Origin of the sequence: Vibrio viridaestus (assembly GCF_003856525.1) — a bacterium.
GTDB classification, from domain to species: domain Bacteria; phylum Pseudomonadota; class Gammaproteobacteria; order Enterobacterales; family Vibrionaceae; genus Vibrio; species Vibrio viridaestus.
In genome coordinates this window covers 405,223-430,795 of the sequence record NZ_RJVQ01000002.1, presented here as the reverse complement: position 1 = coordinate 430,795, position 25,573 = coordinate 405,223, and the positions used below count along the sequence as shown (strand labels likewise).

The 25,573-nt window shown below is 43.6% G+C and carries 28 protein-coding genes; 5 read left to right on the top strand and 23 right to left on the bottom strand.

What is annotated here, in order from left to right:
* The first annotated feature begins 55 nt into the window (after nt 1–55).
* The 3 genes from EES38_RS05915 to fcrX all read left to right on the top strand — a co-directional run bounded on the left by EES38_RS05915 (nt 56) and on the right by fcrX (nt 2,202).
* The gene (locus EES38_RS05915; protein WP_124936247.1) at nt 56–829 is read left to right on the top strand and encodes an alpha/beta fold hydrolase; all 774 of its coding nucleotides are present in this window, start codon (nt 56–58) and stop codon (nt 827–829) included.
* A 165-nt stretch (nt 830–994) separates the two neighbouring features.
* Nucleotides 995–1,522, top strand: a complete 528-nt coding sequence (fldA, locus tag EES38_RS05910) for a flavodoxin FldA (protein WP_124936246.1) — start codon at nt 995–997, stop codon at nt 1,520–1,522.
* 230 nt (nt 1,523–1,752) lie between these two features.
* Nucleotides 1,753–2,202, top strand: coding sequence for a ferric iron uptake transcriptional regulator FcrX (gene fcrX / locus EES38_RS05905; RefSeq protein WP_124936245.1), 450 nt, complete (start codon nt 1,753–1,755; stop codon nt 2,200–2,202).
* A 50-nt stretch (nt 2,203–2,252) separates the two neighbouring features.
* On the opposite strand, the gene EES38_RS05900 is transcribed toward fcrX, so the two are convergent.
* From EES38_RS05900 to fabB, 3 genes are all read right to left on the bottom strand, one after another.
* A complete protein-coding gene (locus tag EES38_RS05900; protein ID WP_124936244.1) occupies nt 2,253–3,266 on the bottom strand; it encodes an aspartate-semialdehyde dehydrogenase in 1,014 nt (337 codons plus the stop codon).
* A 1-nt stretch (nt 3,267) separates the two neighbouring features.
* On the bottom strand, nt 3,268–4,395 hold the full coding sequence (locus EES38_RS05895) for a 4-phosphoerythronate dehydrogenase (RefSeq protein WP_124936243.1): 1,128 nt from the start codon (nt 4,393–4,395) through the stop codon (nt 3,268–3,270).
* 123 nt (nt 4,396–4,518) lie between these two features.
* The gene (gene fabB / locus EES38_RS05890; protein ID WP_124936242.1) at nt 4,519–5,730 is read right to left on the bottom strand and encodes a beta-ketoacyl-ACP synthase I; all 1,212 of its coding nucleotides are present in this window, start codon (nt 5,728–5,730) and stop codon (nt 4,519–4,521) included.
* A gap of 128 nt (nt 5,731–5,858) precedes the next feature.
* Here fabB and mnmC point away from each other — a divergent pair, with 128 nt between their 5' ends.
* Nucleotides 5,859–7,871 carry a bifunctional tRNA (5-methylaminomethyl-2-thiouridine)(34)-methyltransferase MnmC2/FAD-dependent 5-carboxymethylaminomethyl-2-thiouridine(34) oxidoreductase MnmC1 gene (mnmC, locus tag EES38_RS05885; protein ID WP_124936241.1) on the top strand — a complete coding sequence of 671 codons (2,013 nt, stop codon included), beginning with the start codon at nt 5,859–5,861 and terminating at the stop codon, nt 7,869–7,871.
* Nucleotides 7,872–7,916: 45 nt separating this feature from the next.
* On the opposite strand, the gene EES38_RS05880 is transcribed toward mnmC, so the two are convergent.
* The 5 genes from EES38_RS05880 to prmB form a co-directional block, all read right to left on the bottom strand.
* Nucleotides 7,917–8,441, bottom strand: a complete 525-nt coding sequence (locus tag EES38_RS05880) for an NADPH-dependent FMN reductase (RefSeq protein ID WP_124936240.1) — start codon at nt 8,439–8,441, stop codon at nt 7,917–7,919.
* A gap of 102 nt (nt 8,442–8,543) precedes the next feature.
* Nucleotides 8,544–8,807 (bottom strand): YfcL family protein, encoded by a 264-nt coding sequence (locus EES38_RS05875; protein WP_124936239.1) that lies wholly within the window; start codon nt 8,805–8,807, stop codon nt 8,544–8,546.
* Nucleotides 8,808–8,818: 11 nt separating this feature from the next.
* A complete protein-coding gene (locus EES38_RS05870; protein WP_124936238.1) occupies nt 8,819–9,349 on the bottom strand; it encodes an elongation factor P hydroxylase in 531 nt (176 codons plus the stop codon).
* Between the two features lie 125 nt (nt 9,350–9,474).
* The gene (aroC, locus tag EES38_RS05865) at nt 9,475–10,560 is read right to left on the bottom strand and encodes a chorismate synthase (RefSeq protein ID WP_124936237.1); all 1,086 of its coding nucleotides are present in this window, start codon (nt 10,558–10,560) and stop codon (nt 9,475–9,477) included.
* A 139-nt stretch (nt 10,561–10,699) separates the two neighbouring features.
* Nucleotides 10,700–11,632 carry a 50S ribosomal protein L3 N(5)-glutamine methyltransferase gene (prmB, locus tag EES38_RS05860; protein WP_124936236.1) on the bottom strand — a complete coding sequence of 311 codons (933 nt, stop codon included), beginning with the start codon at nt 11,630–11,632 and terminating at the stop codon, nt 10,700–10,702.
* 60 nt (nt 11,633–11,692) lie between these two features.
* Here prmB and smrB point away from each other — a divergent pair, with 60 nt between their 5' ends.
* Nucleotides 11,693–12,223, top strand: a complete 531-nt coding sequence (gene smrB, locus EES38_RS05855) for an endonuclease SmrB (RefSeq protein ID WP_124936235.1) — start codon at nt 11,693–11,695, stop codon at nt 12,221–12,223.
* 2 nt (nt 12,224–12,225) lie between these two features.
* Here the strand turns inward: smrB and flhB are convergent, their stop codons facing one another.
* The 15 genes from flhB to fliE all read right to left on the bottom strand — a co-directional run bounded on the left by flhB (nt 12,226) and on the right by fliE (nt 25,555).
* Nucleotides 12,226–13,356: a flagellar biosynthesis protein FlhB gene (gene flhB / locus EES38_RS05850; protein WP_124936234.1), complete on the bottom strand. Its 1,131-nt coding sequence runs from the start codon at nt 13,354–13,356 to the stop codon at nt 12,226–12,228.
* Nucleotides 13,357–13,365: 9 nt separating this feature from the next.
* Nucleotides 13,366–14,148, bottom strand: coding sequence for a flagellar biosynthetic protein FliR (fliR, locus tag EES38_RS05845; protein ID WP_124936565.1), 783 nt, complete (start codon nt 14,146–14,148; stop codon nt 13,366–13,368).
* Between the two features lie 9 nt (nt 14,149–14,157).
* Entirely contained in the window at nt 14,158–14,427 is a 270-nt protein-coding gene (gene fliQ, locus EES38_RS05840) for a flagellar biosynthesis protein FliQ (RefSeq protein ID WP_124936233.1), read from the bottom strand.
* 9 nt (nt 14,428–14,436) lie between these two features.
* Entirely contained in the window at nt 14,437–15,306 is an 870-nt protein-coding gene (gene fliP / locus EES38_RS05835; RefSeq protein ID WP_124936232.1) for a flagellar type III secretion system pore protein FliP, read from the bottom strand.
* Complete coding sequence (fliO, locus tag EES38_RS05830) at nt 15,293–15,709, bottom strand: flagellar biosynthetic protein FliO (protein WP_124936231.1); 417 nt, start codon at nt 15,707–15,709, stop codon at nt 15,293–15,295. Before fliO ends, fliP begins: the two co-directional genes overlap by 14 nt.
* Nucleotides 15,710–15,717: 8 nt before the next feature.
* Nucleotides 15,718–16,128, bottom strand: coding sequence for a flagellar motor switch protein FliN (gene fliN / locus EES38_RS05825; RefSeq protein ID WP_124936230.1), 411 nt, complete (start codon nt 16,126–16,128; stop codon nt 15,718–15,720).
* A 7-nt stretch (nt 16,129–16,135) separates the two neighbouring features.
* Nucleotides 16,136–17,203, bottom strand: coding sequence for a flagellar motor switch protein FliM (gene fliM, locus EES38_RS05820; protein WP_124936229.1), 1,068 nt, complete (start codon nt 17,201–17,203; stop codon nt 16,136–16,138).
* Nucleotides 17,204–17,213: 10 nt separating this feature from the next.
* Nucleotides 17,214–17,708: a flagellar basal body-associated protein FliL gene (gene fliL / locus EES38_RS05815; RefSeq protein ID WP_124936228.1), complete on the bottom strand. Its 495-nt coding sequence runs from the start codon at nt 17,706–17,708 to the stop codon at nt 17,214–17,216.
* A gap of 32 nt (nt 17,709–17,740) precedes the next feature.
* Nucleotides 17,741–19,735 (bottom strand): flagellar hook-length control protein FliK, encoded by a 1,995-nt coding sequence (locus EES38_RS05810; RefSeq protein WP_124936227.1) that lies wholly within the window; start codon nt 19,733–19,735, stop codon nt 17,741–17,743.
* Between the two features lie 94 nt (nt 19,736–19,829).
* Nucleotides 19,830–20,288, bottom strand: a complete 459-nt coding sequence (fliJ, locus tag EES38_RS05805; protein ID WP_124936226.1) for a flagellar export protein FliJ — start codon at nt 20,286–20,288, stop codon at nt 19,830–19,832.
* Nucleotides 20,289–20,292: 4 nt separating this feature from the next.
* Nucleotides 20,293–21,615, bottom strand: a complete 1,323-nt coding sequence (gene fliI, locus EES38_RS05800; protein WP_124936225.1) for a flagellar protein export ATPase FliI — start codon at nt 21,613–21,615, stop codon at nt 20,293–20,295.
* Nucleotides 21,616–21,617: 2 nt separating this feature from the next.
* The gene (gene fliH, locus EES38_RS05795) at nt 21,618–22,415 is read right to left on the bottom strand and encodes a flagellar assembly protein FliH (protein ID WP_124936224.1); all 798 of its coding nucleotides are present in this window, start codon (nt 22,413–22,415) and stop codon (nt 21,618–21,620) included.
* 27 nt (nt 22,416–22,442) lie between these two features.
* Nucleotides 22,443–23,489 (bottom strand): flagellar motor switch protein FliG, encoded by a 1,047-nt coding sequence (gene fliG, locus EES38_RS05790; protein WP_124936223.1) that lies wholly within the window; start codon nt 23,487–23,489, stop codon nt 22,443–22,445.
* Entirely contained in the window at nt 23,482–25,224 is a 1,743-nt protein-coding gene (gene fliF / locus EES38_RS05785; protein WP_124936222.1) for a flagellar basal-body MS-ring/collar protein FliF, read from the bottom strand. Before fliF ends, fliG begins: the two co-directional genes overlap by 8 nt.
* Nucleotides 25,225–25,243: 19 nt before the next feature.
* Nucleotides 25,244–25,555, bottom strand: coding sequence for a flagellar hook-basal body complex protein FliE (gene fliE / locus EES38_RS05780; RefSeq protein WP_124936221.1), 312 nt, complete (start codon nt 25,553–25,555; stop codon nt 25,244–25,246).
* Nucleotides 25,556–25,573: the final 18 nt, after the last annotated feature.

Sequence of the window (25,573 nt, the reverse complement as noted above, 5' to 3'; positions counted from 1 at the left end):
TTATAACGAGATCTTTGCGGATACTCTACGTTAAACCCAACACTATTAAGAGAAAATGTCAGGCTTAATTCATTATAAAATAGAGGGAGAAGGTCTTCCCATCATCCTTATCCATGGCTTATTCGGCAGTTTGGATAACTTGGGAATACTTGCACGTGATCTTCGTCAGCATTATCAGATCATCAGTATTGATCTGCGTAACCACGGACTGTCGTTCCATTCTGATGAACATAACTACCAGAACATGGCGGAAGATGTGATCGCATTGCTGGATCACCTAAAATTGGACAAGGTATCTATCATTGGTCATTCCATGGGTGGAAAAACGGCCATGAAATTGGCCTCCTTGGATAGCAAACGCGTTACATCATTAGTCGTACTCGATATGGCACCAATTCACTATACTAAAAACCGTCACGATGATGTGTTTGCGGGTATAGAGCTTGTTGATGCTCAGCGTGTTACGTCGAGAAAAGAGGCTTTGGAAACTTTAGCCCAACGAGTAAAAATTGAGGGTGTGCGTCAATTTTTGGGGAAATCACTGTATAAAGATGCTCACGGTATTATGCAATGGCGTTTTAATGCTTCTTCTTTGAAACTGAATTACCCTAATATTCTTGGCTGGGACCCCATTGAACCCGTCGCTACTCCGACCTTATTCGTTAAAGGTGGTGATTCGGAGTACATCATCTCCGACTATCAATCACAAATCGTCCAGCAGTTTCCTAATGCTAAGGCGCATATCATCGCCAATACAGGTCACTGGTTACATGCAGAGAAACCTCAAGAAGTACTCCGGGCAATCTATAAATTCTATGACAGGAATTAATCTCATTCTCATTGCTATAATCAGAAAACATCGTTAACAAGTCCTAATAACAATGGTATAGTTCGCGGATTATTCTGGGATAACAGACTTTCAAGCGATTAATGCTTATAAAGCGGCGTCTTGCTTTATCCTAATCAATTTAAAGTTAGAGAAAGGTAATAATCTATGGCAAGTGTAGGTATCTTCTTTGGTAGTGATACTGGTAATACTGAAGCCGTTGCTAAAATGATTCAAAAGCAACTCGGAGAAAAACTTGTACACGTTCAAGACATTGCAAAGAGCAGCAAAGAAGACATCGAGAACTTCGACCTTCTGTTATTAGGTATCCCTACCTGGTATTACGGTGAAGCTCAATGTGATTGGGACGACTTCTTCCCAGAGCTTGAAGACATCGACTTTTCTACTAAGCTAGTTGCTCTATTTGGTTGTGGTGACCAGGAAGATTATGCTGAGTACTTCTGCGATGCAATGGGTACTCTACGTGACATCATAGAACCTAAAGGCGCGACTATTATTGGTTACTGGCCAACAGAAGGCTATGAGTTTGAGGCATCAAAGGCCCTAGTGGATGACAGTCATTTCCTTGGCCTTTGTATTGATGAAGATCGTCAACCCGAATTGACAGAAGAGCGTGTCACTACTTGGGTTAAACAAATCTACGAAGAAATGTATCTTGCAGAATTGGAAGATTAATTTCCAGATTTTAGAGGTAGCTCTGACAAATCAGGGCTACTTCACGTATTAACCCTATTTTATCCCTCCCTTTATTTATTAATTCCTATTCTCACCTAGTATTATTCTTATTATTGTTAAGACCAACGAAAACCTTGTGAATTTCATGGTTTATTGTTATTACTGAGTCGCCTATAATATTCCAAATAAACAAATTCTGTAATTGATGCAGATTATCAACAGGAAAGTATATGTCTGATAACAACCAAGCGCTTAAAGATGCTGGATTAAAAGTAACGCTGCCAAGACTAAAGATCCTGGAAGTACTTCAACAACCAGAATGTCAGCATATCAGCGCTGAGGATTTATATAAAAAGTTAATCGATTTAGGTGAAGAGATCGGACTAGCAACTGTATATCGAGTTCTTAACCAATTTGATGACGCTGGTATTGTTACTCGTCACCATTTTGAGGGCGGTAAATCTGTATTTGAATTATCAACTCAGCATCACCATGATCATCTAGTCTGTCTAGACTGTGGCGAAGTGATTGAGTTCTCTGACGACGTTATCGAAAAACGCCAACAAGAGATTGCATCAATGTACAACGTAAAACTAACGAACCATAGCTTATATCTGTATGGTCGATGTACCGATGGTGCTTGTAAAAATGACCCTAATGCTCATAAGCGCAAAATGTAAGTCATTTTAAGAATTAAAAAAAACCACCGCATGCGGTGGTTTTTTTATTATTAGATATAATCTCGAATCAGAACTTCAGCTATCTGAACTGCGTTAGTTGCCGCGCCTTTTCTAACATTATCTGCCACAACCCACATGTTAATGCCGCTATGATGACTAATATCACCACGGATACGACCAACTAAAACGGTATCTTTACCATTCGAATCTCTAACCTGAGTTGGAAACTCAGCTCCAGTAAAGACCTCTATCCCATCCGCTTGCTCAAGTAACTGAACAACTTGCTCAGCATCGATAGGAGAACTGGTTTCCACATGTAAAGCTTCAGCATGTCCATAAAATACGGGTACACGTACACAGGTAGGGTTCACCATTAAGTTCGGATCGTTAAATATCTTTTGTGTTTCCCAAACCATCTTCATCTCTTCTTTGGTATAACCATTATCAAGAAATTCATCAATTTGAGGGATACAGTTAAAAGCGATCTGCTGAGAAAATTCAGATGGTTCTGCTGGCAAACCATTCAGTAGTTTTGCTGTCTGCCCGGCAAGCTCATCAATTCCAGCTTTACCAGCTCCAGAAACAGACTGATAGGTCGTCACATTAATTCTATCGATACCTGCCGCATCGTAGACTGGCTTTAACGCAACCAACATCTGAATAGTAGAACAATTTGGGTTAGCGATAATATTGCGGTTACGAAACTCAGCTATAGCCTCGGGGTTGATTTCTGGAATAACGAGGGGAACATCGTATTCGTAGCGAAATTGTGATGTGTTATCAATGACTATCACACCCTCATCAGCAGCTACTGGAGCCCAACGTTCAGACACTGACGCACCAGCAGAAAACAAAGCAATATGAACCTGAGACCAATCAAACTCTTCCACATTTTGCACGCGCACGGTCTTACCGTTAAAACGGTATGTTTTGCCTTCACTTTTTTCTGTGGCTAGCAAGTAAAGGTTATCAACTGGGAATTCACGCTGCTCTAATACCTCGAGCATGGTTTCACCAACGGTGCCAGTTGCGCCTAAAATCGCGACATTAAACATTTGGCTCATTCTATACCTCTACTTTAAAACCTAATTTATTTAGTGATTCCAAATCGAAATCATTGTTACCTTTTACGGTAATTGCGCTGTACTCTCGACGGTCCCAATAGTCTTTACGCATTTTATCAAATGCACCTTCAGGCCCGATATTACGACGAAAAATCGCGTCGTCCTTACGCACATCATAGACTAATTGGATCAAACTATTTAAATCTGATTCATCCCATTTTTTTGACAATGTCACATTAGGAATTGGCGCTGTTGGTAGTAGTTCTGTGGGATCAGCACTTAAGCCATTGCCAAGAAACTCACAGTAGCTATTAAATATCATGGTCGTACCACGAGCTTTACCTTCAAGACCATAGCCAGCAACGTGCGGAGTCGCAAACGCCAGCAAAGGCAATAGGTCATGATCAACAATAGGCTCATGCTCAAATACATCCAAAACCGCCGTAAAACCGTCACCTTTTTCCAGACGTGCTTTCAACGCATTGTTATCAACAATAGGCCCACGAGCTGCATTGATTAATATTTGGTTTGCGCGTAATAACTCTAAGCGAGCCTGATCGAATAAGTGATGCGTTGGACAATCACCATCCTTAGTTAATGGCGTATGAACAGTAATGACATCCGACTGTTCAATAAGCTCATCAATGGGTGTAAAGCAACGCAGATCACCTTGAGCTTGTTTAGGAGGATCGTTAATGAGTACCTTGATACCAATTCCAGCGAGAGCTTGTGAAAGGTAGCTCCCAACTTGACCTGCACCAATAATACCTATCGTCTTATCAAAAATAGAAAAGCCTTGTTGCTGTCCAAGAACCATTAATGAACTTAGTACATACTCAGCAACGCCAACCTTATTACATCCTGGAGCTGCAGTGAAATATATGCCTTTCTCTTTCAATAGTGCCTGGTCAACATGATCCATGCCAGCTGTCGCAGTACCGACAAACTTAAGCTTATCTGCTTTTGCCAATAATGAAGCGTTTACTTTCGTAACTGAGCGAATCATTAAAGCATCGACACCGACAAGATCATCAGCAGTCATTTGACGTCCAGCTTTTAAAACAACATCACCGAGTTGGCTGAATAACCCTTCGGCATAGGGCATATTTTCATCTATCAGGATTTTCATTTGTAATAATTCAATTAATTTTGGTACTGGGATTGTACTCAACGAAGAGACTGTGTCGAGGGATGAAAGAAAAAATACCCGCCAGATGAATGGCGGGTATTTTTAAAAGAGACTAATCGTCGCTTACGCTTGGTACTTTTTGATCACCAACGTTGCGTTAGTACCACCAAAACCGAAGCTATTTGACATAACCGTTGTCAGCTCTTGCTCACGAGCTTCAGTCACGATATCCAGACCTTCAGCCGCTTCATCAAGATTTTCAATGTTGATACTTGGAGCGATAAAGCTGTGAGTCAGCATCAATGTTGAATAGATAGCTTCATGAACACCTGCAGCGCCTAACGCATGGCCTGTCATTGCTTTAGTTGCAGAGATTGCAGGGCTATTACCACCAAACACTTCCTGAATCGCGCCTAACTCTTTTACGTCACCTACAGGAGTAGATGTACCGTGTGTATTGACATAGTCAACGCCATCGACGTGTTCCATTGCCATCTTCATACAACGCACAGCGCCTTCGCCAGATGGTGCAACCATATCGTAACCATCAGATGTTGCGCCGTAACCAACGATCTCACCGTAGATTTTTGCTCCACGAGCCAAAGCATGCTCAAGCTCTTCGACAACTAACATACCGCCGCCACCAGAGATAACGAAACCATCACGAGCAGAATCGTATGTACGAGAAGCCAATTCTGGTGTGTCATTATATTTAGTTGATAATGCACCCATGGCATCAAACATCATCGTCATAGTCCAGTCTAGTTCTTCACCACCGCCAGCAAAGACAATGTCTTGTTTTCCAAGCTGGATAAGTTCCATCGCATGACCGATACAGTGTGCAGATGTCGCACAAGCAGAACTCATACTGTAGTTAACACCACGGATTTTAAACGGTGTTGCCAAACATGCAGAAACAGTAGAAGACATGGTACGAGGAACCATATAAGGTCCAACACGTTTAACGCCCTTCTCACGTTGAATATCAACAGCCGCAGCTTGGTTTAGAGAAGAAGCTCCGCCAGAACCTGCGACGATACCAGTACGTTCATTTGATACTTGCTCTGGAGCCAGGCCTGCATCAGCAATTGCTTGTTCTAGAGATAGGTATGCATACGCGGCCGCGTCGCCCATAAAACGCATTTGTTTGCGGTCAATGTGCTCAGCTGGATTGATCTTCAGATCACCCCAAACCTGAGAGCGAAGTCCTTGTTCCTTAAACTGTTCAGAGGCAGTGATACCTGACTTACCTGCTTTAAGAGATGAAAGAACTTCCTCGACGTTGTTACCGATACTTGAAACAATACCCATACCGGTGATTACGACTCGTTTCATTTGTCATTCCTATAAATATAAATACAGCTAAATAATAACGGACAAGCATAACAAAAGTGGTCAGCTTTCCAAGAAATTCGTACAATTCATTACAAATATTGTCTTAGATAAAGTGAATTTCTTCAAATATGTCTTCCATTACCAACGCAAACCTCGACTGGAATGAAGCTGGAACCCCTGTTTCAGACCAGTTTGACGACGTCTACTTCTCTAACGTAAACGGTTTAGAAGAAACCCGATATGTCTTTTTACACCAAAATGGCCTGCCAGAACGTTGGCATTCAACAACAAAACGGCGCTTTGTGATCGGTGAAACGGGTTTTGGTACTGGATTAAACTTTCTCGCTGTCTGGCAACGATTTGCTGAGTTTCGTCAACAATATCCAGAGTGTGAGACAAAAGAATTACACTTCATCACATTTGAAAAGTACCCTATTCAACTTCATGACTTAATTAAAGCACATGAATCGTGGCCCGAATTAAAAAAATACGCAGCAGAGCTACACAAATATTATCCTCCTGCCGTTGCCGGCTGTCATCGTATTGTTTTAGCTGATGGAATGATCACGCTTGATTTATGGTTTGGAGATATCAAAGACTGCATGCCACAGGTCCCCTTTGCAGATGATGGTATTATCGATTGCTGGTTCTTAGATGGTTTTGCACCAAGCAAAAACCCTGAGATGTGGAATCAAACTTTATTTAATAATATGGCGAAACTAAGCCGTGAACAGTGCTCTTGTGCAACGTTTACTGCTGCGGGGTTTGTTCGTCGTGGGCTGATAGAAGCTGGCTTCGATATGAAGAAAGTCAAGGGCTTCGGTACCAAACGGGATATGCTGGCCGGCTCTCTACAGCAGCGTACAAGCATGTCAAATATGGCTCCTTGGTTTCGACTATATGAAACGAACAACGTCACCGATATCGCTATTATCGGGGGGGGGATTGCGAGTGCAAGTCTCGCGAAAGCTCTTTGTCGAAGAGGTTTATCGGTCACCCTTTATTGTAAAGATGCAAAACCCGCAGAAGGCGCTTCTGGAAATCGTCAGGGAGCCATTTATCCATTACTGACGAAAGAAAACAATGAAATATCACGTATTTTTTCAAATGCTTTCTTTTATACTCGTCAATTTATCAACCAGGCAGCGGAACAATTTGATTTCGCTCATCAGTGGTGTGGCGTAACGCAGCTGATGTGGGATGATAAATCGTCCAAAAAGCTCAATAATATTCTTGATGGTGACTATCATCGCGATCTTGTATATAGACAAACAGGAGAAGAAACAAACGAAACTCTTGGTTTGAAGACTGAGATGGAAAGTCTGTTCTATCCACTGGGTGGCTGGCTATACCCTGCACAATTTACCGAGCAGACTCTGCGCCAATTAGAAGAACAATCGAATTTAACGACGCACTACTCATGTGAAATTACCGATATTGCGCATGAGGGTAGCTACTGGGTTCTATCTACCAATGACGGGCTGCAATTTCAACATCAAAGTGTCGTTGTCGCCAATGGACATCAGTTTGGTCAGTTATCATTTGCGAATCAGCTCCCCCTTGGACAGGTAAAAGGTCAGGTAAGCTACATTCCAACCAATCCTGAATTGAGTAAAATGCAATCCGTGCTTTGCTACGATGGCTACATGACGCCATGCGATGAGCAACATCAAAGCCATTGTATAGGAGCGAGTTACGACAAGCAGCATATCGACACCATTTTTGATGCGGCAGCTCAAGAAGAGAATAAACAGCGACTCATTAATTGCCTACCAAACCAGTCATGGCCAGAAGAAGTCGATATCTCAGATAATCAATCAAGACAAGGTGTCCGCTGTGTCAGCAGGGATCATCTACCGTTCGTCGGCAATATAGCTCAATTAGACAGTGTTAAGCAGCAGTATAAGAACTTAGTAAAAGAAGATTTAGAGAGTGCACAAACTTTGAGTTGCGAACCCAACTTATACGCCTTTTTAGGATTGGGCTCTAGAGGGTTAAGCACAGCTCCGTTTTTAGGTGAGTACTTGGCCTCGTTAATAGCCGGAGATCCTCTACCGTTAGCAGTGGATCTCACCGAGAGGCTTCACCCAGCTAGAATGTGGGTGAGAAAACTGAGAAAAGGTAAGCCTGTCGAATCATAAGTCGCCATACCTTCTCGATAATGGCCTGAGTAGCAGGCCGTTATATTATACTAATTTTGCAGCTAACTCTTTGAGCTCAACTTGCAATGCTGAATCAGTAATAGTGCCCGCTGCTAAATCAGCCTTGTCATAGAAACTTGCAACAGATAGCGAGCCTTTCACATTACCGCCGAAGTAGCCAGCAGAAGCGTTTGCAGCCGCCAATACTGACTGAGCGCCACCAGGACCTGGGGAAGTTGCAAGATAGACTGCTGGAATATCTTGATACACTTTCTGGTTAATACGGGTAGACCAGTCAAACAAGTTTTTGTAAGCAGCAGGATAGTGTCCGTTATGCTCAGCAAACGAAATGACCAAAGCATCCGCTGTAGCAAGGTCTGCTAAAAATGCTTTTGCGCCTTCAGCCTGACCAATTTCTTTTTCTTTGTCTTCACTGAACATTGGGACGTCATACTTAGTGATGTCCAGAACTTCAACTTCTGCGTTGGGGACTAATTTTGCTACATAAGTTGCTAAAAATTTGTTAATTGACGTAGAACTGGTACTTGCTCCAAATGCGATAACTTTCATGTTTTGTTCCTCTCGTTATTTGATGAAATAAGAATAATCCATCCTAACGTAAGCAACAATCTGAATAATTGGTTAATCTCATTCAAATATTTAGAACGTACACTACGCTTGCTGCTGTAATTCCTGCCATAACTCAGCAACCACAACTCTATCTGCTGGCGTCAACTCAGAACGAGCATCATTAAGGCTCGCTTCGATTCGCTGATTCAGAATATCGATATCATTTATGCCTTCATCCTCACAAGCCGCTGCTGATAGAGAAATATGACCTCTTAAATACCCACCCGCGAACAATTCATCGTCTGATGCCGATTCAATTCGCGCATCGATAAGTTCTAACAGCTTTTCTTCGTATTCAATAATCATAACTCGTTCACTTATTTAACTAAAAACAGTTCCGCCTTAAGCGGCGGTACTTGATAAAAATCTCGTAATGCTTCAGATAACATGGCAACTCGTTTCGGTAAACCCTGTTGGAGAATGGTCATTACTTCATTATAAACCTGATGCATAAACGCTAATCTGTCTGGTTCAAAACTTCCGTTTAAATTGTCACAACTGACCGTAAAAGGAAAACCAGCGCTCATTGATAAAATCCATTCATAGGACTGAGGACGGATTTCAACTTTTTCGAATGCCTTTTGAACATCTTCGGTTCGACCATCAGGTTCATACCAATAACCAAAATCTTCTTTTAATCGACGTTCTGGTCCAGCAACACACCAGTGAGCAATTTCATGTAACGCTGAAGCATAAAAACCGCGAGCAAAAATGATACGATGATAGGACGCTGATTCATCAGCTGGGAGATAAATAGGCTCATCCCCACCAAGTTCTAGCTTAGTGTTATAGCTGCCATAAAACGTTCGATTAAAAATATCGATCAAATCTTGATATTGATGGTTCATTTTTTATCGTCAAAAGGAATACAAATGCGCGAAGCATTCTGCTTGTTTTGCAGTTCGAGGTAAAGTCATAAAGGCAAAAAAGCCCTCATCGAGGGCTTTCAACATAAAACATGCCGAGCTTGTCGCTAAATCTTAGGCGTCTCAGTGACTACATCCTGATTCTGACCACGATGACGTAACAGATGATCCATCAATACAATGGCCAACATAGCCTCAGCAATCGGCACAGCGCGAATACCCACACAAGGATCATGACGGCCTTTTGTGATTAACTGAGTCGCTTCACCCGTTTTCGTGATTGTATCCCCAGGAACGGTAATACTGGATGTGGGTTTCAATGCAATATTCGCCACAATATCTTGGCCAGTAGAAATACCACCAAGGATACCACCAGCATGATTGCTGCCAAAACCATTAGGAGATAGAGTATCGCGATGCTGGCTACCTCGTTGATTTACGACATCAAAACCGTCACCAACCTCCACACCTTTAACCGCATTGATACTCATTAAAGCATGGGCGATATCAGCATCAAGACGATCGAATACTGGCTCACCTAACCCAACAGGGACTTGAGTTGCCACGACCTGAATTTTTGCACCAATCGAATCTCCGTCTTTTTTGAGATCACGAATCAATTGGTCAAAAGCATCGACTTTATCGACATCAGGACAGAAGAAGGCGTTATTTTCAATCTCATTCCAATCGACTTTATCAATCGAAACATCACCCATTTGTGATAGATAAGCTCTAATCTCAACGCCAAATTTTTGCTTAAGATATTTTTTCGCAATAGCACCAGCAGCTACACGCATTGCGGTTTCACGCGCAGAAGAACGACCACCACCACGATAATCACGCACGCCATATTTTTGATGGTATGTGTAATCAGCGTGCCCTGGACGGAACTTATCCTTAATCTCAGAGTAATCTTTTGAGCGTTGATCCGTATTTTCAATCAATAACCCAATCGACGTACCGGTTGTCTGACCTTCAAATACACCAGATAGAATCTTGACTTCATCCGCTTCACGACGTTGAGTTGTGTAGCGAGATGTACCGGGTTTACGGCGATCTAAATCCTGCTGTAAGTCAGCTTCTGATATTTCCAATCCTGGAGGGCAACCGTCCACGATACAACCTAATGCAATACCGTGACTCTCTCCAAACGTCGTCACACGGAAATGTTGTCCTATGCTATTTCCTGCCATGTGTTCCTCTAATCCTATTGCAACGCATTTCTTTATACGCTGCGAAATATTCTCAATTCTTAATGCGCCTCATAGTCGCTTTAAACCCAATGGATGTAAAGACTGTTAGGCGCAATTTATCGGGTTAATCTTATCTGATTCAGTCTATATAGAGTGCAAACTCGTCTTTATGTTCGACTAATTGCTCTTTTGTTAGCAGAAATACGCCGTGACCGCCATTCTCAAATTCAATCCAGGTGAACGGAATATGAGGATACTGATCCATCATATGAACCATTGAGTTACCGACTTCACAGATCAGAATACCATTATCAGCCAGATAGTTAGGCGCATTAGCTAAAATGCGGCGCGCTAGCTTAAGTCCATCAGACCCTGCAGCAAGCCCTAACTCAGGTTCATGCTTGAATTCATTCGGTAAGCTTCCCATGTCCTCTTCATCAACATAGGGAGGATTAGTAACAATAATATCGTACTGCTCTTTAGGCAGATCACGGAATAGATCGGAACGAATAGGGAAAACCTGCTGCTCCAGTCCATGATCCTGAATATTTTGCTCTGCAACATTGAGAGCGTCTGTCGATATATCGACGGCATCAACTTCAGCATCAGGAAAAGCATGAGCACAAGCAATAGCAATACAACCGCTTCCGGTACACAGGTCCATGATACGAGTCGGTTCTCCCGCTAGCCATGGTTCGAACTGCTGCTGAATTAGCTCACCAATTGGTGAGCGTGGCACGAGTACTCGTTCATCAACGAAGAACTCTAAACCACAGAACCAGGCTTTATTGGTGATATAAGCAACTGGTTTTCTCTCATTGATACGCTGAATCACTCGTTCAACCACTCGAGTTCTCTCACTACTGGTTAAACGCGAATTTAATACGTGTGAAGGCACATCAATCGGAAGATACAGTGTAGGTAAAATCAGTTGTACCGCTTCATCCCAAGCATTATCAGTCCCATGACCGTAAAAAAGGTTTGCTGCGTTGAAACGGCTGACCGTCCAACGAATCATGTCCTGAAGCGTATGAAGCTCAGAAACAGCTTCTTCTACAAAAATCTTATCCAAATTTGCCTCCAAAAAGCGCTACAATACGTCCTCTCATTAAATATGACATAAAACGAGCCAATGACAGACAAAGATATTCATTCTGATGATGACTTCGCTTTATTTCGCGAGGAAGTAAAGGGCGTAAAAAAGTTGCGACAGGATACCATACTCCAGCAACCAAACAGAAACGCTAAACAAAAAGAAGTTCGTCGTGAATCGAGGGAAGCAAATAATAGTGGTTTTTACTTCTCAGATGAGTTTGTTCCGCTTCTCAACAACGAAGGGCCAACTCGTTATGCCAGAACGGATGTTTCTAAATATGAGCTCAAAAAATTACGCCGTGGTGTCTATGTGCCCGATGTATTTTTGGATATGCATGGCATGACCCAGAAAGAAGCAAAACGAGAATTGGGAGCCATGATAGCGTATTGCGTAAAGGAGTCCGTACACTGTGCTTGCGTGCAGCATGGAATCGGCAAGCACATTCTTAAACAAAAAGTACCGCTTTGGCTGGCACAACATCCAGACGTCATGGCCTTTCATCAGACACCTCTCGAATTTGGTGGTGATGGTGCTCTAATGGTTCTGCTTTCAATTCCCGAAAAATAACGTTAGTAGTACATATCGGGTGGTATATTCATCGCATCTTTATTCAGTGAAGGGCGTTTTCCACCTTTTCTACGGTACTGTTTTAGCTGGAATACATACGCCAAAACCTGCGCAACCGCGACAAATAATCCATCCGGTATTTCCTGTTCCAGTTCTGTCGTATGATACAAAGCTCGGGCAAGAGGCGGTGCTGGCACAATAAAAATATCATGTTCTCGGGCGACTTCCCTAATTTTCATTGCGATATGATCGACCCCCTTGGCAACAACGACCGGTGCTTTATCGGTTCCCTGCTTATAGCGAAGGGCAACAGAAAAATGCTCTGGGTTTGTGACAATCACATCCGCCTGTGGAACATCTGCCATCATCCGTCTTTGAGCGGCTTCTCTTTGCAACATACGGATACGACCTTTTACTTCTGGCTTTCCCTCAGTTTCTTTGTACTCATCTTTAACTTCCTGTTTGGTCATTTTTAACTGATTAGAGTGCTGCCAGATCTGAAAAGGGATATCAATTGCCACTACGACGAGTAAGGAACAACTGATTAACAGTACAAAATTGAGCAATATATCGAGAGCATGAAAAATATTTTGTGGAAATATATCGAGACTGAGCTGGAAAAGGTCTTGCTGGTAACTGGTAATCAGCCCAAACGCGACACCTGCGACTAAAGACACTTTTAAAATAGACTTGATCAATTCAACCCAGCTCTGCATACCAAACATTCGCTTTAGCCCACTGAGAGGGTTAAGTTTATTAAGCTTTGGCCTAGCCGCTTCAGCCGAGAATTGGACACCACCCACACCCGCAGCACCAATTAGGGCCGCGATAAAGAGCATAATTAGAATCAGAGCTAAAGGCAGAACGATAGAAATAACCGCACCGGAGGCAATATCAAACAGCTTGTTCATATCGAAAACTTCCTCTCGACTAAGATTAAACAAGCGCGACATCATTCTATAAATATCTTTTGCTAACGACTGCCCAAACCACATTAGCGCAACCGAGCCAGCGACAAGTACTGAGACGGATGCTAGCTCTTTTGAACGAGCCACCTGCCCTTTCTCTCTGGCTTGTTGTCGCCTTCGGGGGGTGGCCTCTTCGGTACGTTCCTGACCGTCAGACTCTGCCATTCGACTCTCCTAACAATTCAGTTTGATCATCCGGCATAACGCTTGCTCACCATACTCCCAATATTGGTCATAATGGGTATAGAGTCCGGATATCAAATACCAACAAATCAACAGGCCAACCAATAAAGCAAAGGCAAAGCCCAACGAGAAAATATTAAGCTGAGGAGCCGCACGCGTCATAACCCCAAAAGAGAGATTCACTGTTAGCAAAGCAATGATCCCAGATAAAGACATGTTCAATGCAACTTTGAAAATCATGGACAACCACGTAGCCATCTCACGAAACTCTCCTACCTCAAGCCCACCAGAACCAATAGGTAATGTCTTAAAACTATAGACCACCAATTGAATGAGTTTTAGATGCCCATCGCTGCTGAGAAAAAACAACGTTGCCAGAAACATGAATAACTGACCAAGTAGCGGTGTATTTTGCCCATTTGCCGGATCAACCATCGATGCAAAACCCAAGCTCGCCTGCATACCAATGATCTGCCCAAGCATAACGAAGGTTTGCACCATAAACTGGGTAATCATTCCCATCGCCACACCAATAACAATCTGATTAAACGTAACGAGAAATCCGGGTAAGGAAAAAAGAACAATAGAAGAATCAACAGCCGGAATGGCAGGCATTGCCGCCACAGTGACAGCTAAAGAGAGGTAGAGCCTAACTCTGGAAGGAACAAAACGAGCTCCCGTTACACTCATGACCATCAACATAGAAGAAATACGAACAAAAGGCCAAAAGTAATTGGCTATCCATTCCAGAACAAGAGTAGTTGGATACTCAATTCCATTCATTTAATACAATACCTGAGGAATCCGTTCAATCATCGTCTGGAAAAAATCCATCAGAATTCGAGTCATCCAGTGACCAAATAACATAAGTGCCAGCAACGTGACGATAAGACGAGGTAAAAAGCTGAGTGTCTGTTCGTTGATCGATGTCGCGGCCTGAAACACGGCGACAACCAAACCAATTAATAAACTAGGAATGATAATCGCTGAGACCATGATCAACACAATCCAAAGAGCATCACGAAATATTTCAACAAAGAGTTCTGGTGTCATTACATTCTCCTAGACAGAGAAACTGCCGGCTAACGTTGACAAAATAAGGTTCCAACCATCTACTAAGACGAATAACATCAACTTAAAGGGTAACGATACAATCATAGGCGATAACATCATCATACCCATCGCCATCAAAACAGAGGCAACCACTAAGTCAATAATGAGAAACGGAAGGAACAACATAAAGCCGATTTGAAACGCTGTTTTGAGTTCAGATGTGATAAACGCTGGTATCAATACCGACATCGCAACATCTTGCGGATCTTTTGCATCGGAACCCGACAAATTGACGAACGTCTCCAGATCCTTAATCCGAGTTTGTTTGAGCATAAACTCTCTCATCGGCTGCTGAGCATTATCAAAAGCTTGGCGGGCCGTAATCTGCTCATTAAGATACGGTTGCACAGCCTGTTGATTTATCTTATCGAACACAGGAGACATAATAAAAAAGGTTAGAAAAAGAGAAATACCGATGATGACCTGATTGGATGGGGTTTGTTGCAAGCCCATCGCCTGTCGCAATATAGACATAACGACAACAATGCGCGTAAATGAGGTCATGAGTATGACGATGGCGGGCAAAAAACCCAGCATAGTCATCAGAGCCAGAATCTGCAGATTGATGGAATAATCTTCACTGCCATCGGGATTCGATGTCATTGTGATGGCAGGAATACCACCATTTGTAAATTGCCCGATGGTCGAACTAGAGCTAATTCCATTGGACGTCACACTCTGAGTGACGACAGAATTTGCTGCAGCCGGAGCTTCCTCTTCCTGAGCTAATGCAGGAAACACTGTCGCGATTAACAATAAGCACATTGCTATCCAACGCCACGGTACTAGCCAACCATATGAGACATTAATTTTTTTCATTCTTCTTCATTAACTGATTGAGTTGCTTAGCAAACGACGCAGAAACTGAGGTCGTTGACGAATTATCACTATGATCTTTTAATGGTGTATCTAGCTTCGAAATAAGTTGAATCGAATGCGGTGTTGAGCCAATAACAAACTGCTCATCTCCAGCTTTAACAACCATTAGTCTTTCTCTCGCTCCCAACGGAATTTGCCGAATAACAGCAAAATCCTTTTCTCGTCCTAAGGCGGGAATCCTCATACGTTTCATAATCCAGGCAAGCCCAAGAATCAGTGCAATGACAAACAGCAATGAACCAAAGGTAGCCAGCAGATCAAACTGGCTACTACTTTCTGTAGCAGCCAGAACAGGACAAGAGCCGAAAGTTAACGCAAGCAGTATTGATCTGGTTGTTCTCATAACGATGACTACTTCAGCTTTTTAATGCGCTCGGTTTGGCTAATTACATCAGTCAAACGAATACCAAATTTGTCGTTGACGACAACGACTTCACCGTGAGCAATCAGGGTTCCATTAACAAGAACGTCGAGAGACTCCCCTGCAATCCGATCAAGCTCAACAACCGACCCCTGATTCAACTGAAGCAAGTTTCGAATACTGATCTGCGAGCGACCGACTTCCATAGAGATGGTCACGGGGATATCCATGATTGTGTCGAGTTTTCGACGCTCATCATCAGATAGTGGCTTCGACGTATCTTTTAATTCTTCAAGAGGAGCCGCTAACACTTCATCAACATCAATATCAGGTGCGCTCGGATCTTCGCCCAGAGCAGCAGCCCATTCATCGGCTAGTTTTTGATCATCAGACTCAGACATGATTCACCTATTCGTCTTTTTTCACTTTTTGTTCAATATCATCTTCTTCTTCAAGTTCAGAAATTATATTCTCACTGAGGAAGGCCAAATCCGTTTTAACAACGTCGGGACGTTTAATTTTTTCTGAAACCTGAACGGCAATTTTATCGCCTGAACGCCCCATTTTTACTCGGAAAGTCGGTAACTCTTCTACAAACATCAATGCATGTGACGGCATTTCTATCGGAATAATATCGCCGGGACGTAGCTCCATTAAATCTCTAAGCGATAAATCTCGCTCCAACAAATTAACTCTAAAATTAACAGGCACATCCATGATTTCTTCTTTTAGGGCAGAACTCCAACGTACATCCGTTTCCATTTTGTCTGACTGTACACCAGCATCGAGTAACTCTCGAATAGGCTCAACCATGGAATATGGCATAACCACGTGGAAGTCACCGCCCCCGCCATCAACTTCAATATGAAATGAGCTCACGACGATCACTTCTGTTGGGCTCACGATATTAGCCATGCTCGGGTTCACTTCCGAGTCGAGATATTCGAACTCGACACCCATCACCGGTGCCCAAGCTTCTTTATAATCGGCAAACACTAACTTCAGAATTAACTGAATGACACGACGTTCGGTTGGTGTAAACTCGCGGCCTTCGATTCGAGCGTGAAAACGGCCATCACCACCAAAGAAGTTTTCCACCATAATAAAAACTAGGCGAGCTTCCATCGTAATAAGCGCTGTCCCTTTTAAAGGCCGAAAACGCACCATATTCAAACTTGTCGGTACATAAAGCGTGTTTTGGTATTCACCGAATTTCATCATCTGAACACCATTGATCGATACTTCCGCTGTCTTACGCAGCATATTAAATAAACTGATTCGCATGTGCCGAGCGAAACGTTCATTAATAAGCTCAAGCGTCGGCATTCGCCCACGAACAATTCGGTCTTGAGATGAGAAGTCAAAGTTAACCGCACTGGTATTCTCGCCACCACCGCCTTCGTCTTCTTCATCATCAACGTCATCTACTCCGTGAAGTAGCGCATCGATCTCGTCTTGACTTAATAAATCAGTCACCTAATCACCTTTATTGCATGACAAAGTCAGTAAATAATACTTTTTCAATAACAGGTCTGCCAACGGCTCGACCCAGAGCCGTTCTTACATCATCAGTTGCCTTGTTACGTAAATCTGTTCTTCCCGTTGGACTGCGTAATTGCTCAACCGTTGCAGCAGCAAAGGTGGAAAGCAATGTACTCTCTACCAATGGAGAGTGATAACGGGCATCGTTTTCGTTTTCAGATCCCCGCACCATCAGTTGAACTTTTATTTGAACCATTCGGTCACGCTTATCTCCCGCAACGTTAAACACGAAGGGCTGAGGCAAACTGACATAAACAACGGGTTCAGCCGGAACAACCGCTTCTTTTTTGGTTTCCTTGGCACTGGTATCGCCATCATCAGATCCCAGTAAGAAAAATGCGGCACCGCCACCACCAGCAAGTAAAACAACCGCAGCGATGATTATGATTAATAGCTTACTTTTGCCTTTAGGCGCTTCTTGTAGTTCTTCGTCAGCCATATAAACTCTTTAATTGTTCGTTTGAATTTTGACTATGCGTAATAGCTTATGCCATCACGCGGATTTTTAACATTCATTGTAAGTGTAACATCTGACTCAGTATTTTCTGCCCCAAAACCTGAATCTACCCCAGAGTTTCCACCTTGAGATTGCTCTCGTCCGGATGCAGCGTAGCCATTTTGTTGCTGGCTGGACTGCTGCTGAACCGCAGTGTCACCAACTTGAACGCCTTGCTGGGAAAGCATTTCCCGTAAACGCGGCAAACTATTTTCTAACGCATCACGAGCATGATGATTCGCTACTGTAAATTGAACCGATGTCGCATCACCATTCATATGCATTCGTATATGGACTTTACCCAATTCCGGCGGATCCAAACGAATATCAATATTTTTCAGGTTTTTCGATAACATCATCTGCACCCTTTCAGCGAGTTGATCGGATGCCATTTCCTTATTGATGTGTACTGGTGGCTGAGCTTGAGCTGCGTCTAATTTAGAAAGCTGAGTCAATGACTGTGTTGCCTGATTATGGATAGCCGAAAAAGACTGAGACATATGCCCATCTTTACTTATTTTATCCCCTTCAAGCTCTCTAATATCCAGCTTTCGATTGTCGGAATCCAATCCGAACCGAGGATCCAAAGAGCGATTCATATTTTTAGCCATTTGTGCAGCGACATCTGTGGCAGCAACAGAATTAAGGGGAGCGGATGCATCGTTAGCCGTCGGTATAGCGACTGAATTGAGAGCCTGTTTGTCGGCCTGCTGAATCGCAGCAAACTGAGACTGATGCTGAACCGTATTCATCTGTACAGCACTAGCAAGTAACTGATCAATGGTCTTGCCTTGCTTATGAGCCAGCTTTTCGATCTCGGCTTTACTAAGGGAATCTAGATTAATAAATTGCCCGTCATCCCCCATGACAACCAATGCTTCCGATTGTTGTTGCTGACCTGATGCCGCCATATTTAAGTTTGGCGAAAAATAGGCCAATTGCTCCTGTGTTGGAATATTGTCACCCTCACTCATCTTATGCTGAGCCGATAAAAGCGAATCGCGTGTTCTAATAGGCTCTTCGGGCATAGATTCGGCTGCATTCTGCTCTAGTGGTTGAACGGCATTGCTCGGTAAGCTCCCCTGAATACCATCCGTCATTTCCGGTGATATTTCTTTATCTTGAGAGACTAAATATTGACTCACGACTTCCTGAGCCTCTTCCGGCGGCAGTTCCGCTAGCATTTTTTTAATATCATTTGGGATGGGAAGAGTATCGATATCAACAGGTTGCTCTAAAGAAACATGCTGTGAATCGGTAACAAAATCAAATTGAGGTCCCCTATTAACACCATTATTATCCTGAGAAGGAGTAACTTGCTGGTTATGGCTGGTTTTAGATGGAATTTTTACTTCTTTGACACCCTTCAACTGGGTTACATCAATTGTCTCTTGCCCATCGATTTCGGTGTTCTTAACCGATTCAGTATCCAAACGACTGTCCTGAGGCAACGCTTTGCCGGAGACCAAAGTTCCATTTGCCTCTTTAAGACGATTCAGAACTGTTTTGCCTTCGTCCATTACCGAACTTACGTCACCTTCGGATTCACTCTCTTCCAATTGAGGCATGGCCGATTGAGCCAATTTATCTGTTTTCTCGCCAGGATCACTGGTTTTTAACGCTTGTGAATCTGGAGTTAGCTCCGCAGAGGATTCCCCAGAAACCTTGGATTGTTTAGCCGTGTCGATATCACCGTCAGCCGTTAAAGACTTGAGTTTTTCACCAACAGCTTCATCGTCACCGAGCTTAGCCGCTTCAGCATCCGTTTTCGCTTCTAGCTTACCTTGAGTAGACGAATCGCCTTTTCCCACAGCGGTCTTAACCTGAGATTCCTTGCTGTCACCACCAGAAAAAAGCGCAGCAAGCTTACCGAAAAAGCTATCATCTTCTGACTTATCGCTTTTTCCATCCACTTTCGGCGTTGTTTTAACATTTGAAACGTCAGATGTTGTGCCTAGATTAATCTTCATATGCCGCACTCGCTGTCACGAAATCCATACAGATGGGATAGCTTCAATGGAAATTCTCCCTTTAATAATTTGGAGTAATGCAATTAGCGAGCCATTAATCCAGATTTTGCTTTCGCAAGGTCTGTTGTCGGTTGAATTGAAGTGTCGCAAATTCATCCAGAAACTTTTGTTCTTTTTTCTGCTCGAGTTTTTCCCTTTCGCTACGGCGCTTGTCAATTAACCACTCATAGGAACGGGTCTGTTTGCGAACGGTCAACCAGTGCTCTTCACAATTGGTCACTTGTTGTTGAAAATGTCCTTCGGCTTTTCGCTGCTTCGCCAGCGTTTCGTCCAACTGAGTTAAGAATCGATTTAGATGCCAATACTGACTGGCCGTTAACCCGTTTTGACCACGCTCCACTAACTGATTACAGTAATCCAACCGATACTGTTCAATCTGCTTAAGCTGCTCATAATAGTTACTCAGCTCCTGACGCGCTTTTCCCAGAGAAAGGACGGCTTTTTCTTCTTTCTCTTTCGCCTGTTCGAGCAAAAATTCGAGTGCGTTTTCCATACACTTACTCTATCTGTAAGATGCTTTTCAGCATACTAATACACATATCATAAGGTACGGACTCCTTCATCATCTGCTGGAGATACCCATCAATACGAGGCTTAATAGTAAATGCACTATCAATAGCAGGGTCCGCGCCAGGTTTATAAGCGCCAATTGAGACCAAGTCCTGATTCTTACGACATACCGAAAGAACCTGACGTACGGCTTTAGACATCAGAACATGCTCATCTGTTGTTATCTGAGGCATCACACGACTGACGGATTTCTCAACGTCAATAGCCGGATAATGGCCGCTGTCAGCAAGTTCACGAGAAAGGACAATATGACCATCTAATATCGCCCGGGAGGCATCCGCAATTGGGTCTTGCAAATCATCCCCTTCGGTAAGAACCGTAAAGAAAGCTGTAATTGAGCCCTGACCATCCGCTCCATTCCCAGCACGTTCAACCAACGCAGGCAGCTTAGCAAAGACCGAAGGTGGGTACCCTTTTGTTGCAGGAGGTTCACCAACGGACAGAGCAATTTCACGTTGCGCCTGAGCGAAACGAGTCAAAGAATCCATAAGAAGCAGGACATCTAATCCCTGATCTCGGAAATACTCCGCTATCGTGAGTGCGGTTTGACAGCCTTTTAAACGCATCAGCGGCGATGCATCCGCTGGCGCTGCAACGACAACAGAACGTTGACGTCCATCGAAGCCCAGGATTTCTTCGATAAACTCTTTAACCTCACGTCCCCTCTCACCAATTAATCCGACAACCACAACTTGAGCCGTCGTGCCACGAGTCATCATACCAAGGGTGACTGATTTACCAACGCCTGAACCTGCAAATAAGCCAATGCGTTGACCTTTACCGACGGTCAATAAGCCGTTGATGGCTTTAATGCCAACATCAAGAGGTTCAGAAATGGGTTTTCTTGCCAACGGATTGATTGGAGGAACATTAAATGATGCTTTTTGATCGGTGTATATAGGGCCTAAGCCATCTAACGGATTACCCACACCATCAATCACACGACCGAGCAGCTCCATCCCAACAGGTAACTGCGCAGCTTCTGTTAACGGAGTCACTTTTGCTCCGGGTAGTACCCCAGTAATTTGCTCACTTGGCATAAGAAAAAGTCGCTCGCCAGAAAAGCCAACGACTTCAGCCTCCATGGAACCAGACATTGTCTCGACTTGGCACAAACTGCCAATAGGGGCACGGCACCCTGTGGCTTCGAGCGTCAGACCAATTACTCGGACCAGATGACCGGATGCGACAGGCCTCGTGGAAAGGCCTTTTACTTTATATTGAGACAGTCTGTCCGCTAGAGCCAACATAACTACTCACCCTTTGTATGGCGGTTCGCACCACAGAAATTATGTAAGACCGTTTTTACACGTTCATCCATTCGGTAATGGACACTCGACTCACCCGCTTCGATTTGCACATCCCCTCGTTCAAGAGACGGTTCTGCCACAAGCGTCCATTGGCGAGCAGCCAAGCCTTCTTCGCCATAACTTTGACGGACCATTTCAGAATCTTCAGGATTTAATTTAATTGTAATGGTATGTCCTGCGATAGGTAGAGATTCAACGGAAGCTTTGACCGTATCAAGAATAATTTGTGGATTCATCTCTAGCTCGACATGAATCACTTCTTTGGCTAACGCTAATACCATATCGACTAACTGTTTCTCGACCTGACTGTTCATCAAATTAAGGGGCTGAGCAAATTGATCTGCCAGTTGAGTAAACACAGCAATATGTTGCTCAATGACTTGCTGGGCATCAGTCATTCCTTGCTGATTTCCCTCTTGTTGACCTTGCTCAAAGCCCGCTTGATAACCTTCTTCTTTGCCCTTTTCATAACCTTGTTTAAAACCAGCTTCCTGCCCTTGATGTAGGCCCTGCTGATAGGCTTCCTGACGAATAAGCTCTAGCTGCTCTTCCGTCAGTACTTCGGGTTCAGCTTCTTCTGGTTCTTCAAATGAGGGCATCCAGCTTGGGTCATAGTTAAACGCACTGGGTTTAGCTTTGCGATTTTTTTCGGCGTAATCAGGCAAACCCCATTTCTGAGCATCTTTCTGATCGAGGTCTTGTCCCGGACGCAAAAATCCACGCTTTCTTTCCACTGTCATCTTTCTATACCCAACCTTAATTCAACATTACAAGAATTCGTCAGCACCACCCGATAGCATAATTTCGCCGTTATCGGCCATCTTACGGGCAATAGCGAGAATTTCTTTTTGTGCCGCTTCTACATCAGAAACTTTAATTGGTGCCATAGCTTCAAGATCATCTTTCATCATCTCAGCAGCACGCTTCGACATATTTTTAAAGATTTTATCTTGTAGCGCATCGTCGGCGCCTTTTAGTGCTTTCTGCAATACGTCCTGAGGAATATCACGCAGAAGTTTCTGAATACCCTGGTCATCCACCTCAGCCAGATTTTCAAAGACAAACATCAGATCTTCAATGGATGTTGCCAAATCTTCATCCTGTTCACGCATCTGCTCAATCAACGCACTTTCAACGTTATTGTCAAAGTAGTTCATAATGTCAGCCGCGGCTTTAAGACCACCAATTTTCGCAGCCTGAGCACCAGCCTGACCAGCAAATTGCTTCTCCATGATTTCGTTCAACTCAGCCAATGCTGAAGGTTGAACTTCTTCAAGGTTGGCGATACGCATCATCAAATCAAGACGGTCACGCTCTGCAAACTGGGCCAAGATTTCAGCCGACTGATCAGGTTCGAGATACGACAAGACAATGGTCTGAATCTGCGGGTGCTCGTTGATAATAATCGATGCAACTTGGCGGGGGTCCATCCATTTAAGTGAATCAAGGCCTTTAGACCCTGTTCCCAATAGAATCTGATCGACCAAGTTATTGGCTTTGTCCGCACCTAAGGCAGCAACTAATGCACTACGCAGGAAGTCCTCACTTCCCATACCAATGTTGGTGTATTTCTGAATGTCTTCAAGAAAAGCTCGGTGAACAGCACTAACCTTGTCTTGACTGAGGTCAGCGGCTCTTGCCATTGCACTACCTACACGTTGTACCTGCTTAGGCTCTAAATGACGAATAATGCCAGCAGCATCCTCTTCATTGAGACTTAAAAGCAATATTGCGGCCTTTTCATCACCGGTCATCGTGGAGATATCGAAGGTAGGAACGACGTTCCCACCTTCTTGTTTGTCTTCATCAGCCATCGGTCATCCAGTTTTTCACTACTTGTGCTGCTAACTCAGGTTCATTGGCTACAAGAGCACGCACTGCTTTCAGCACATCTTCGTCTTTGTGTAAATTTGGTAAATCAATAGAGGACCCAAATTCAAATAGGTCAGTACTATCAATATCACCACCAATCAAGCTAGTCTCACCATCTGCACCAATTGGCAATCCATCCGGACCGTACAATTGGTCATCGTCATCCGATACAGGATTGATGAGTTTTTTCATTGCTGGTCTAACGAGAACCAGAACAATGACAATAATAACCAGTGCACTTGCTAACCATCTAACCCAATCACCAAAGTTTGGATTTTCCCAAATAGGAACATCAAGATCTGCAGCTACTTCAGGTGGCGCAAACTGCATGCTTAATACGTTCAGTAAATCACCGCGAGCTTCATCAAAACCGACAGCCCCAATCAAGACTTGGCGAATGGACTGCAACTGTGCATCTGTGATTGGTTGATAGGTCACTTCGCCTGTTTCAGGGTTAACTATCTGACGCTCTTTCACCGCCACAGCAACCGTTTGTCTTGCAATTACGCCAGTTTGTTTACGCTCATGACTGATCGTAGTATCAATTTCGTAGTTACGCGTTGCTTCTTTATGAACAGAGCCCTGTCCAGTCAACGAACCGTCTTTCAACTGTGCGACATCTTCAGGTATGGAAGAATCAGCCGGAGGCTGATTACTCAGCGCACCTGGTACACCCGCAACCTGATTACTGTTGTTGTAATCTTCAATCGTATACTCACTTCTGGTTGCCGGTTTTGCTGGATCAAATTGTTTACGAGTCTGTTCAACAGCATTGAAATCAAGAGCCACATCAACTTGAGCGGTATAGTTACCCAGTCCAAGAATCGGGATCAGTACCGAATCAATCTTGTCACGTAATGTTTCTTCCTGCTTTCTCTCAAGCTCTTGCTCTTTACGACGTGCTGCAGAAACAGGATCCTCAGAACCAGAATTAAGTAAACGTCCATGTTGATCGGTTACGGTTACCTTGTTGGTACTCATTCCCGGTACGGCACTGGCGACCATATCAACAATCGCGTCAACTTCATTTTGTTTAAGGTTGGCGCCCGTCTTGAGGGTTAGAAACACTGACGCTGACGCTTCCTGGTTCTGACGAACAAAAACACTCTGCTTCGGCATCGCAAGTAACACTTTGGCTTTGCGAACCTGCGTCATTTCTTCAATTGCTTTAGCTAACTGACGTTCACGGCTCAGTTTTAATCTCTCAATCTCTAAACGTTGAGAGACACCAAATCCCATATCCTGCATCAGGATATCGTCGCCAGCTTGCTGCTGTTGGTTAAGCCCAGCTCGGACTAAATTTAGCTTTAAGTTGTTGTAATCATTTGATGGCACAAGAATCGTATTACCATCCAACTTATAATCTTGCTTCTGCTGATCTAGGTAATCAAGAACAGGAATAAGCTCTTCCGTTTCATAGGCACCAAGAGGTCTCATTTCAGGTTCGCGAACCCAAAAAAATAACATAAGAATTAGTGCCACACAGATCGATATGGAAAGAACCAGAATAACCTGACGAACTAGGTCTAGATCACCCGCACCGAAATCAAAGCGTGAAGATGAACTCTTCTCTTCGACATCAGGGTTCTGATGTTCCGCATGATCGCCAGCCATTAAAGCTGTACTTTCTGCGCCATCAGTCAATGCAAGATCAGTTGATTGGTTTTGTTCAGCCACGATGATTACCTACGTCAAACTATACCGGCATGTTCATAAGCTCTTTATAAGCTTCGACCAGTTTATTACGAACCTGAATCGTTGCTTCAAAGGCAACGCTTGCTTTGTTGCGGGCTATCATGACGTCTGATAACGAAACGTCAGCATCACCGCGGTCAAAACGAGTCTGCATATCACCGGAAGTTTTTTGTAGTCCATTTACGTTATTGATGGCCTGAGACAGCATGTCACCAAAATCTGCACCGACAGTTTGACTTGTCGCTACTGGTTGACGATTACCTGCTTCAATCATCATCGTCTGCATTTCGTTTTGTAAACCATCTAGTCTCATTTTCCGCCCCACGCCAAA

Excerpts from the sequence above, each read along its gene's own strand:
- fliQ (WP_124936233.1), bottom strand. The coding sequence starts at position 14,427 with ATGACACCAGAACTCTTTGTTGAAATATTTCGTGATGCTCTTTGGATT.
- EES38_RS05900 (WP_124936244.1), bottom strand. The coding sequence starts at position 3,266 with ATGAGCCAAATGTTTAATGTCGCGATTTTAGGCGCAACTGGCACCGTT.
- flhB (WP_124936234.1), bottom strand. The coding sequence starts at position 13,356 with ATGGCAGAGTCTGACGGTCAGGAACGTACCGAAGAGGCCACCCCCCGA.
- fabB (WP_124936242.1), bottom strand. The coding sequence starts at position 5,730 with ATGAAACGAGTCGTAATCACCGGTATGGGTATTGTTTCAAGTATCGGT.
- fcrX (WP_124936245.1), top strand. The coding sequence starts at position 1,753 with ATGTCTGATAACAACCAAGCGCTTAAAGATGCTGGATTAAAAGTAACG.
- smrB (WP_124936235.1), top strand. The coding sequence starts at position 11,693 with ATGACAGACAAAGATATTCATTCTGATGATGACTTCGCTTTATTTCGC.
- mnmC (WP_124936241.1), top strand. The coding sequence starts at position 5,859 with ATGTCTTCCATTACCAACGCAAACCTCGACTGGAATGAAGCTGGAACC.
- fliJ (WP_124936226.1), bottom strand. The coding sequence starts at position 20,288 with ATGGAAAACGCACTCGAATTTTTGCTCGAACAGGCGAAAGAGAAAGAA.
- fliP (WP_124936232.1), bottom strand. The coding sequence starts at position 15,306 with ATGAAAAAAATTAATGTCTCATATGGTTGGCTAGTACCGTGGCGTTGG.
- EES38_RS05895 (WP_124936243.1), bottom strand. The coding sequence starts at position 4,395 with ATGAAAATCCTGATAGATGAAAATATGCCCTATGCCGAAGGGTTATTC.
- fliO (WP_124936231.1), bottom strand. The coding sequence starts at position 15,709 with ATGAGAACAACCAGATCAATACTGCTTGCGTTAACTTTCGGCTCTTGT.
- fldA (WP_124936246.1), top strand. The coding sequence starts at position 995 with ATGGCAAGTGTAGGTATCTTCTTTGGTAGTGATACTGGTAATACTGAA.
- fliI (WP_124936225.1), bottom strand. The coding sequence starts at position 21,615 with ATGTTGGCTCTAGCGGACAGACTGTCTCAATATAAAGTAAAAGGCCTT.
- EES38_RS05875 (WP_124936239.1), bottom strand. The coding sequence starts at position 8,807 with ATGATTATTGAATACGAAGAAAAGCTGTTAGAACTTATCGATGCGCGA.
- fliH (WP_124936224.1), bottom strand. The coding sequence starts at position 22,415 with ATGACAGTGGAAAGAAAGCGTGGATTTTTGCGTCCGGGACAAGACCTC.
- EES38_RS05870 (WP_124936238.1), bottom strand. The coding sequence starts at position 9,349 with ATGAACCATCAATATCAAGATTTGATCGATATTTTTAATCGAACGTTT.
- fliG (WP_124936223.1), bottom strand. The coding sequence starts at position 23,489 with ATGGCTGATGAAGACAAACAAGAAGGTGGGAACGTCGTTCCTACCTTC.
- EES38_RS05915 (WP_124936247.1), top strand. The coding sequence starts at position 56 with ATGTCAGGCTTAATTCATTATAAAATAGAGGGAGAAGGTCTTCCCATC.
- EES38_RS05810 (WP_124936227.1), bottom strand. The coding sequence starts at position 19,735 with ATGAAGATTAATCTAGGCACAACATCTGACGTTTCAAATGTTAAAACA.
- fliN (WP_124936230.1), bottom strand. The coding sequence starts at position 16,128 with ATGTCTGAGTCTGATGATCAAAAACTAGCCGATGAATGGGCTGCTGCT.
- EES38_RS05880 (WP_124936240.1), bottom strand. The coding sequence starts at position 8,441 with ATGAAAGTTATCGCATTTGGAGCAAGTACCAGTTCTACGTCAATTAAC.
- fliL (WP_124936228.1), bottom strand. The coding sequence starts at position 17,708 with ATGGCTGACGAAGAACTACAAGAAGCGCCTAAAGGCAAAAGTAAGCTA.
- aroC (WP_124936237.1), bottom strand. The coding sequence starts at position 10,560 with ATGGCAGGAAATAGCATAGGACAACATTTCCGTGTGACGACGTTTGGA.
- fliE (WP_124936221.1), bottom strand. The coding sequence starts at position 25,555 with ATGAGACTAGATGGTTTACAAAACGAAATGCAGACGATGATGATTGAA.